Here is a 7,971-nt window from a genome sequence, read left to right as displayed (position 1 = left end):
AGTGACTCCGGGTGACGCAAACCTCTTGATCATTTCAGGGAACCTCAGCGGCGCGCGCAGGTCACCGTCGGGATGCCGTTCGTTCCTGTGCTGCTGGCCAGGAAGCCGAACGTGGTCGTGCCCTCGGGTGCGACCGTGCCGTTGTACGAGACGTTCGTCGCCGTCACCGAGGCGCCGGACGTCGTCTGAGTGGCGCTCCAGATCTGATTGATCACCTGCCCGTTGGGCCAGGTCCAGCTCGCGGTCCAGCCGGCGAACGGCGTACTGCCGTGGTTCATGATCGTGACTTCGCCCTGGAAACCGCCCTGCCAGGCGCTGGTCACCTTGTAGACGGCCATGCAGTCACCGGTCGACGGCGGCGGCGTGGTCGGCGGCGGGGTGGTCGGCGGCCGCGTCGTGGGCGGAGGCGTGGTCGGCGGCGGGGTGGTCGGCGGCGGCGTGGTGGGCGGAGCCGTGGTCGGCGGCGGGGTGGTGGGCGGGTTCGAGCCGCCCGGACCCACACCGGTCACCTGGCCGGTGCCGCCGTCGAAGGCGACGTCGGAGCAGCCGAAGAAGTTCTCCTGCGAGTCCGAGCGCACCCAGCGGGAGTAGATGATGTGCCGGCCGCTCTTGCCCGACGGCAGGTTGCCGCTGAAGTAGTAGTGACCGTCATTGGTGCCGACGCCGCCGCGCTGCGGCGGGTTGGTCACCGTCAGGAACGGCTGCTCCTCCAGGTCACTCCAGGCCAGCGCCCGGGTCGGGCTCCAGCTGTCCTTGGTGACGTAGAAGTAGAAGGTGCCCGGGTGGTGCGCCCAGTTGCTGTACCGGAAGTCCAGTCGCGCGCCGGAGGTCAGGTGGGTCAGCGGCCAGTCGGTGCGGGGCAGGTCGTAGCCCCGGTAGCCGGTGTTGCCACCACTGCACAGCTGCCCGTCCGGAATGAAGCCGGTGGTGCGACCACCGGCGTCCGAGCGCAGCACGCTGAACCAGTTGTAGAGCGAGTTCGTCCCGCTCTGCGCCACCGCGGCGGCGCACGCGGGGTTGTTCGGCTTGATCTCGCCGGTCTGGCTGAGGCCGTCCTGCCAGCAGAGGTAGGTCCGGGCGCCCGGCGTCATCGCCGCGCCGTGCGCGGCGGCCGGTTGCGGACTGGACGCCAGGCCTACGGCGCCCAGCGCGAGGGTAAGGGCCGCGGTGAGCAACGCGGCCGTACGGGAACGGTTCACGGGTTCTCCTGACTCGCGAGGCGTGCCGCCCGAGCCGCCCCGCCGCAATCGGGTGGGGTTGTGGTGTCGTCGCAGCGCCGTGCGGGCGGTTGCGGCGATCACAGTGACGTGCCCCGGCCGAAGAGCGGCCAGCGGACACACGCCATCAACGGTCCTGTCCTGGACCGGTGCCCTCGCGTCGAACCAACCCGGCAACCGGCGGCGCGGCAGCCCTCGCACCGCCCGGTACGCGTCATCCCACCACGCGACCGTCGCCGACGCAATAGTCGATCCTCGATGTGTGAAAACGCGGGTGACGCGGCCCGTCGTGCCGTCGTCGGCTCACCCGTCTCCGGATCGGATCGGCGGGATCTCTCCTATAGTGATGGTCTGCATCCCCACGGCGACGACGGCCGTCCGGGCAGATCTCCCGCGTCGGGGCGGCGCACCTCGCCCTGTCGGTCGTACGGCGGGACCGGACGGCGACGAGACGAAGGAGGCGGCAGCGCGTGTCCGACGTGTTCGACGACCTGCACCGCCGCTGCCGCGCCGGCGAGCCGGTCGCCCTGGCCACCGTCGTCGCCACCTGGCGATCGGCGCCCCAGCCGCCCGGCGCCGCCATGCTCGTGGCCGCCGACGGCACGGTCACCGGCAGCGTCTCCGGCGGCTGCGTCGAGGCCGACCTCTACGAGCGCGCCCGCCACGTGCTCGACACCGGCGTACCCGAGCTGGTCCACTACGGCGTCAGCGACGACGAGGCGTACGCCGTGGGCCTGACCTGCGGCGGGATGCTGGACGTGTTCGTGGAGCGGATCGACGGCGGCGCCCTCGCGCAGTTGGACGCGGTCGCCGCCGCGCGACGGGCCGGCGAACCGGCCGCGGTCATCACCTGCGTGGCCGCCGACGCCGGCGACCCCCCGGGCGCGGCCCCGACCGACCCGGCGGGGCGACTGGGCCGACGGCTGGTGCTGACCGGTGGGCAGGTGACCGGCTCGCTCGGCGACGACCGGCTGGACGACGCCGCGACCGACGACGCGCTCGGACTGCTCGCCGCCGGGCGCAGCGGCGTGCTCCGGTACGGCTACCACGGGCAGCGCCGGGGCGCCGGCCTCAGCCTCTTCGTGGCCGCGTACGCCACCGCGCCCCGGATGATCGTCTTCGGGGCGATCGACTTCGCGGCCGCGGTGGCCCGGATCGGCGCGTTCCTCGGCTACCAGGTGACCGTCTGCGACGCCCGGGCCGTCTTCGCCACCGGGCGGCGCTTCCCGGACGCGCACGAGGTGGTGGTGCAGTGGCCGCACCGCTACCTGCGGGCCGAGGTCGACGCTGGCCGGGTCGACGCGCGCACCGTCGTCTGCGTGCTCACCCACGACCCGAAGTTCGACGTGCCGCTGCTGGCGCTGGCCCTGCGCCAACCGTTGGCGTACGTCGGCGCGATGGGGTCACGGCGCACCCACGACGAGCGGCACAAGCTGCTGCGCGAGGCCGGGCTCAGCCCGGAGCAGCTCGACCGGCTCGCCTCACCGATCGGGCTGGACCTCGGCGGTCGTACGCCCGAGGAGACCGCGGTGAGCGTCGCCGCGCAGATCGTCGCCGCCCGCTGGGGCGGCAGCGGCCGGCCCCTGTCCGCGCTCGACGGGCCGATCCACCACCCGGGCTGACGCCGCACCGGTACCGCGTCTTCGCCGCCCAGCAGGGCGTCCGTTGTGCCAGCCTGGTGCCAGCGGACCATGTCCGCCCGATCGTTCCCTCGGCGGGCCGGCGTGCGGCACGCCGGGACGCTGCCGGCTGACGACGAAGGGACTTCGATGGGGTACGCGGTGGTGTTCGGCGAGGCGCTCGTCGACCTGCTCGACACCGAGCGCGACGGGGAACGGGTCTACCGGCAGGCGATCGGCGGTGGGCCGCTCAACGTCGCCGTCGGGGTGACCCGGCTCGGCGGTGCGGCGCAGTTCGTCGGCTCGCTCGGCGACGACGTGCTGGGCGGGCGGATTCGCGGCTTCCTGACCGATGTCGGCGTCGGTCTCGCCGGTGCGGTCACGGTGCCGGCGTCGACCGCGCTCGCGGTGGTCACGTACGACGGGCCGGAACCCGACTTCCGCTTCTACGGCGAGCCGCCCTCCTACAGCCTGCTCGGCGCCGACGAGCTGGACCTGGCGCTGCTGGAGGGCGCGGACGTGCTCTACTGCGGCTCGGTCGTGCTGGTGCAACCGCGCACCCTGGCCGCCGCGCGCCGGGCCTGGTCGCTCGCCGCCGGGCTGCGCGTCTTCGACCCGAACGTACGCCCCCACCTGCTCGACGGGCCGGCCGCGCTGGAGGGGCTGCGCGAGGTGGTGGCCGAGTTCGCCGCGGGCGCGCACCTGGTCAAGCTGAGCACCGCCGACGCCGCGCTGCTCTACCCGCGCGAGCCGGTCGAGGGGGTGGCCGCGTACCTGCGTGAGCTGGGCGCGGCCACGGTGGTGGTGACGCTCGGTGCGGCCGGCGCGGTGCTGGCCGCCGCCGGTGCGGATCCGGTACGGGTGCGGGCCCCCAAGGTCAACGCCATCGACGCCACCGGCGCCGGCGACTCGGTCATGGCCGCGCTGATCGCCGACCTGCTTCTCGACGGCGAGCCCGACGACCCGGCGGGCTGGGTCGAGCGGATGGCCTTCGCGCTGCGGGTGGCGGGCCTCGTCTGCGAATCCCCGGGCGGCGCCACCGCCATGCCCACCCGCACCGACGTCGAGCGCCGCTTCGGCAGCTAGACGGTGCCGTTGAGCTCGTTGTAGCCGCGGCGGGCGGCGATCAGGGCGGCACGGGCCCCGAAGGGCGCCTCGGCGGCCACCCGCTCCGGTGGCGCGTCGCCGGTGTGCGCGGCGCGGATCAGCCAGGCCAGTCGCGCCAGTTCGGCGTGCTGGGCGCGGACGAACCCGACGTCCACCGGGTCGCCGTGGCCCGGCACGACCACCGTGCGCGCGGTGGTCAGCCGCAGCAGGTCCGCGACCGCGTCCGGCCACTGCAGGGGGTACGAGTCCTCGAAGGCGGGCGGGCCGCTCTGCTCCACCAGGTCGCCGGCGACGAGCACGTCCGCGTCGGGCACGTGCACCACGACGTCGGCGTCGGTGTGCCCGCGCCCCGGGTGCCGCAGCAGGACCCGCCGGCCACCCAGGTCGAGCGTGGTTTCCGTGTGCACCATGTGCGTCGGAGCGAGCAGCGGGGTGTCGGCCAGCTCGGCTGCCAGCTCCGGGTGCTCCGTGCGCACCTCCTCGTACGCCTCCCGGCGCAGCCGCTCCGGCTCGTCGCGCAGGGCCGCGGCGGCCCGCTCGTGCGCGTACACCGGGCGGGGTGGGTCGCCGGCCAGGACGGCGTTGCCGAAGCAGTGATCGTAGTGGTGGTGGGTGTTGACGAGCGTCAGCGGACGGTCGGTGACCCGCCCGACGGCGGCGGCCAGCTCGGTGGCCTGCCCGGCCGAGGAGAGCGTGTCCACCAGCAGCGCCTCGTCGTCGCCGACGACCAGGGTGACGTTGACCCGCAGCAGGGGCTCGCGCAGCACGTACACCCGGTCGGCGACCTCGCTGAACCCGGCGCTCACGACGACCGCCCGGCCCGGTCGACGAAGCGTTGCCGGTCCACCAGGATCCGGTCGACCCGGCCCCGGGCCACCGTCTGGTCGCCGTCCGCGACGGTGACCTCGAACGACAACCGGCGACCGTCGACCGTCGCGAGCAGCGCCTGCGCCCGTACCGTGCGCCCGACCACCGTCGGCGCGAGGTGCTCCAACTCGACCCGGGTGCCGACAGTTGTCGACCCGGGCGGCAGCGTGGCCGCCGTGGCCGCGACGGTGGCCGCCTCGGCGAGTGCGAGCACCCGGGGTGTGCCCAGCACCGGTACGTCCCCCGAACCGACCGCCTGGGCGGTGTCCGTGTCGGTGACGGTCAGTTCGACCTGGGCGGTCAGACCCGGCGCGAAGGCCGGCTCGGGCTGCTCCTGCATGGTCGTCAGCCTAGGTGCTCGCCGAGCCCGTCGCGCACGCGCCCGACGATCCGCACACCGACCGCCGTCCACGTGTGCACGGCTTCGCCGGGTGGTCCCCGTCGGTCGATGCCGTACCCGTCGTTAACCTTGACCGCGATGGCCGTCGTGACTGACCCCCAACCCCCCGCCCGGACCGACCCGCCCGCGTCCCCGGACGGGGGCCGTCGCCGCATCGTCGCCATGACGATCTGGGCGGTCGCCTTCGTCGCCGCCTGGCTGGCGATCGGGCTGCCCACCGACCCCGCGTACGCCTTCGTGTGGATCTGGCTGGCGACCATCGCCTGGAACAGCGAGCGGCCGTGGCGCAGCCACCTGCGCTTCGCCCGGGACTGGGTGCCGGTGGTGCTGCTGTTCGTCGTCTACAACCTCTCGCGCGGGTTCGCCGACAACGGGGCCACCCCGCACGCCATGGAGCTGATCGTCGCCGACCGGTTCATGTTCGGCTGGGCCACCGGCGGGGAGGTGCCCACCATCTGGTTGCAGGAGCACCTCTACCGCCCGCAGGTGCACTGGTGGGACGTCGCGGCGAGCTGGGTGTACTTCTCGCACTTCGTGGTGGCGCTGACCGCCGCCGCGGTGCTCTGGCTGCGCGACCGGCGCCGCTGGGCCGCGTACATGCGCCGTTGGGGTTTCCTCTGCGCCGCCGGCCTGGTGACCTACTTCGTGTACCCGGCCGCCCCGCCGTGGTGGGCGGCGCAGAACGGCCTGCTCACCGAGGTCGCCCGGATCTCCACCCGGGGTTGGAAGGCGTTCGGCATGCACGGCGCCGGCAACGTGCTCAACGCCGGCCAGATCGCCTCGAACCCGGTCGCCGCGATGCCGTCTCTGCACACGGCGTGGGCGCTGTTCGTGGTGCTGTTCTTCCTGACCACCACCCGTCGCCGCTGGTGGCCGCTGCTGCTCGCGTACCCGCTGGCGATGACCTTCACCCTGGTCTACTCCGGTGAGCACTACGTGATCGACGTGCTGGTGGGCTGGACGTACGTCGGGCTCACCTACCTGGTCGTCGGCCTGGCCGAGCGTGGCTGGGCGGCGCTACGGGCCCGCCGAGCGAGGGCCGCCGACGAACCACCAGGGCAAACCGTCGTCCCCGAACCATCAGCCGACAGACACCCCACACCAAGCGACCAACCACCGATACCCGCCGACCACTGACCAACCCAGCCCCGCCCAGCCCTGCCCCCGCCTTGCTCTGCCCCCGTCGATCATGAAGTTATTGGCCGTCCGCTCGGCGTGTCGGGGCAATAACTTCATGATCACCGGAGGGGTGGGGTGGGGTGGGGTGGGGTGGGGTGGGGTGGGGTTAGGGCGTGCGGCGGGCTTTGGTTGCTCGGGTGGTCAGCTCGGCTGCCAGGGCCCACGCCTCGGTGAGGTCCCGGTCCTGGGCGGCCGCGCCTGAGCCGCCGCCGGTGTCCGCGTACACGGTCGCCAGCCCCAGCCGGCGCTGCACCGGCCCCTGCACCACCCGCACGCTCTGGATCCGCGCGTACGGCACGATCGCCAACTGCCGGGTGAGCAGCCCGGACCGGGTGGCGAAGACCCGCTCGAACAGGCCCGCCCCGAGCGCGCCGCGCCCGAGCGGGTGCAGCCAGCGCGTCCGGGGCGGTGGTGGGCTCAGCGTCAGTGCGTCCAGGCGTACGCCCGGCAGCACCTCGGCGACGATCATCGTGGCGGTCGGCAGGTCGCCGACCGGCAGCAGCCGGTCCGGCCGGTTGCGGTCGTCGGCCTCCGCCACGGAGTAGCCGGCCACCTCCAACCGCAGCCGCAGCCAGTCGTTGACCCGCCACAGCAGCGGCCAGGTGGCCCGCACGGTCTGGACGCGGTCCAGCGGCACGGTCTGCGCGCGCGTCTCCAGCAGGCCGTTGTGCACCCGCAGGGTGCCGCCGTCGCGGGCCAGCCGGAAGTTCCAGTCGTCGAGCACCCGGCGGATCGGTTGCAGCAGCACACCGGCCATCGCGGTCAGCGTGCTCGCCACCGCGACGAAGGACCACGACCCGGCGGTGACGAACTGCACCACGACGAAGGCCACGCCGAACGGGAGCAGGAACGCCTGCGGGGTGAGCAACTGACTGACCAGCAGGTTCTGGTTGCGCACCGCGTGCAGCGGTCGTCCCGCCGCGGCCGTCGGCGTCCCGGGTTCCGTCAAAGACGCGGTGACGCCGGGCGGGGGCGGCGGGGTCGTCCGCCCGGCGAGCGTCAGCAGCCGCTCACGCAGGCGGGCCGCGTCGGCCACTCCGAGGTACGCCAACGGCGCCTCGGTCTTGCCTCCGCCGACCACCTCCAGGCGCAGCTCGGCCAGGCCGGTGAGCTGGGCGAGCAGCGGGCGGACCACCTCCACGGCCTGCAACCGCTCCAGCGGGATGGCCCGGGTACGCCGCCAGAGCAGCCCTTCGTGCACCCGCAGTTCGCGGCCCACCACGTGGTAGCCGGTGTTGTACCAGCTGATCACCGACAGCACGGTTGCGCCGAGCGCCAGCACCACCACCATGGCGGCGAACCAGCCGAAGCCGACCCGCGACAGCGTCGACCAGGACAAGCCCGCGATCACCACGACCAGCGACTTGGCGCCGTGCAGCAGCGGGCTGAGCGGGTGCAGCCGCTGCCGCGGCTCACCGTCACCGCCGCCCGGCGACGCCGGCCAGGGGTAGACCGCCCCGGGCGGCACCCCAGGCGGTCCCGCGGGGTACGGCGGAGCAGGCGGACCGGGATGTGGCGGAGTGGGCGGGCCAACGGGGTGCGGTGCGCCGGCGGCAGGCGCGCTGCCGGCGGCAGGCGGCGC

Annotated in this window: 7 protein-coding genes; 3 read left to right on the top strand and 4 right to left on the bottom strand. The window is 73.9% G+C overall.

Annotated elements, in window-relative coordinates; genetic code table 11:
- Positions 1-44: 44 nt before the first annotated feature.
- Entirely contained in the window at positions 45-1,199 is a 1,155-nt protein-coding gene (locus ABZU46_RS29870; protein WP_354862984.1) for a lytic polysaccharide monooxygenase, read from the bottom strand.
- Positions 1,200-1,687: 488 nt separating this feature from the next.
- On the opposite strand from ABZU46_RS29870, the gene ABZU46_RS29865 reads away from it, so the two are divergent.
- A complete protein-coding gene (locus ABZU46_RS29865) occupies positions 1,688-2,839 on the top strand; it encodes an XdhC family protein (RefSeq protein WP_354862982.1) in 1,152 nt (383 codons plus the stop codon).
- A 147-nt stretch (positions 2,840-2,986) separates the two neighbouring features.
- Positions 2,987-3,922, top strand: coding sequence for a carbohydrate kinase (locus tag ABZU46_RS29860; RefSeq protein ID WP_354862986.1), 936 nt, complete (start codon positions 2,987-2,989; stop codon positions 3,920-3,922).
- Here ABZU46_RS29860 and ABZU46_RS29855 read toward each other — a convergent pair.
- Both ABZU46_RS29855 and ABZU46_RS29850 read right to left on the bottom strand, forming a co-directional pair.
- Complete coding sequence (locus ABZU46_RS29855; RefSeq protein WP_354862980.1) at positions 3,919-4,749, bottom strand: MBL fold metallo-hydrolase; 831 nt, start codon at positions 4,747-4,749, stop codon at positions 3,919-3,921. The genes ABZU46_RS29860 and ABZU46_RS29855 overlap by 4 nt on opposite strands.
- Positions 4,746-5,150: a hotdog domain-containing protein gene (locus ABZU46_RS29850; protein WP_354862978.1), complete on the bottom strand. Its 405-nt coding sequence runs from the start codon at positions 5,148-5,150 to the stop codon at positions 4,746-4,748. Before ABZU46_RS29850 ends, ABZU46_RS29855 begins: the two co-directional genes overlap by 4 nt.
- A 138-nt stretch (positions 5,151-5,288) precedes the next feature.
- On the opposite strand from ABZU46_RS29850, the gene ABZU46_RS29845 reads away from it, so the two are divergent.
- Entirely contained in the window at positions 5,289-6,347 is a 1,059-nt protein-coding gene (locus tag ABZU46_RS29845) for a phosphatase PAP2 family protein (RefSeq protein ID WP_354862976.1), read from the top strand.
- Between the two features lie 148 nt (positions 6,348-6,495).
- On the opposite strand, the gene ABZU46_RS29840 is transcribed toward ABZU46_RS29845, so the two are convergent.
- Positions 6,496-7,857, bottom strand: coding sequence for a PH domain-containing protein (locus ABZU46_RS29840; RefSeq protein ID WP_354862974.1), 1,362 nt, complete (start codon positions 7,855-7,857; stop codon positions 6,496-6,498).
- Between the last annotated feature and the right edge of the window lie 114 nt (positions 7,858-7,971).

This window comes from Micromonospora sp. NPDC005197 (assembly GCF_040608295.1).
In the GTDB taxonomy this organism is placed as follows: Bacteria; Actinomycetota; Actinomycetes; order Mycobacteriales; family Micromonosporaceae; genus Micromonospora.
This window is presented reverse-complemented; position numbering and strand designations above follow the sequence as displayed.

What these genes read in the sequence shown, in the direction of transcription:
- ABZU46_RS29860 (WP_354862986.1), top strand. Translation starts at nt 2,987, where the DNA reads ATGGGGTACGCGGTGGTGTTCGGCGAGGCGCTCGTCGACCTGCTCGAC.
- ABZU46_RS29850 (WP_354862978.1), bottom strand. Translation starts at nt 5,150, where the DNA reads ATGCAGGAGCAGCCCGAGCCGGCCTTCGCGCCGGGTCTGACCGCCCAG.
- ABZU46_RS29845 (WP_354862976.1), top strand. Translation starts at nt 5,289, where the DNA reads ATGGCCGTCGTGACTGACCCCCAACCCCCCGCCCGGACCGACCCGCCC.